This is a genomic window from Alcanivorax sp. HI0044, assembly GCF_001634945.1.
The window spans coordinates 1-958 of sequence record NZ_LWEZ01001459.1 but is presented as its reverse complement, the minus strand read 5'-3'; the positions used below and the strand labels follow the sequence as shown (position 1 = coordinate 958).

Sequence of the window (958 nt, the reverse complement as noted above, 5' to 3'; positions counted from 1 at the left end):
TTCGCGTGGCGTCATTCTTCTTTTCTCAATCGGTTGACCCACGATGGAGTGAGCCGCTATCAAACTCTGGTGTTAATGCTTGAGGAATCCGGTTTTCTGGACCGCAAGGCGGTCCTGCACTTGGGTGGCATGTGGGTCCAGGTGGCGGGGGCGGAGTTGACTCGTGCGCAGAGGTGGGCTGAGGCGTGGGGTTTGGATTGCCACGAAATGGAGTCTCCCGAATCGAGAATAGGTCATGGTGCTGGCGGGCTTTTTTTCCCAGGTTTGGGCAATATTCGTAACCCGAGAATGTTGAAGGCGCTGCGAGCGTATCTTGCAGCGAAAGGCGTTAGCTTTGTGCGAGAGCATATTCGCCGTGTTGAACTTTTGTCCTCAGGTGCGATACTTCATGGCGAAGTCGGGCAATACAGTTCGGATACGATCGTGGTCGCTGCGGGCTATAATGCTGCTGCACTGTTGGCTGAAACTGGCCTAAGTATGCCTCTTTTTCCTGCCAAAGGAGAAATGCTGTTGTTCCAGGTGGCGCCAGGAGATGTCCCTTCGGTAATATTGACGGAAGCAGGTTATCTGATTCCAAGAGCGGATGGTGCAGTTTTGGTCGGCTCCACCCTGCGCAAGGGGGATGCCAGTCATTACCCCACTGTTCAGGGGCGTCATCAGTTGATCTCCCTTGCCGCCAGTCTTTCCCCTGTGTTGGCTGAGAAAAAGCCCTCTTACCATTGGTCTGGCGTCCGCCCGGGTTGTGAGCGGGATTATCCTTATCTGGGTTTGCTGCCGGGAGCGACGGGGGTTTACGTGGCTGCAGGGCATTATCGGAACGGCCTGGTTTCTGCGCCAGGCAGTGCCGAATTGCTGGCGCAGCTTATTTGTGGTGAGTCTCCCTTTACTGACCCCGAGCCTTATTCGTTGTCTTCTGCCTCGCCGTCATCCCGGTCCAGTTCCAGTTTTTTGAGCCGAT

1 protein-coding gene is annotated in these 958 nt (G+C 55.2%); it reads left to right on the top strand.

What is annotated here, in order from left to right:
* A partial coding sequence (locus A3730_RS21880) for an FAD-binding oxidoreductase (protein WP_156501294.1) occupies nt 1-958 on the top strand: 958 nt, incomplete at both ends.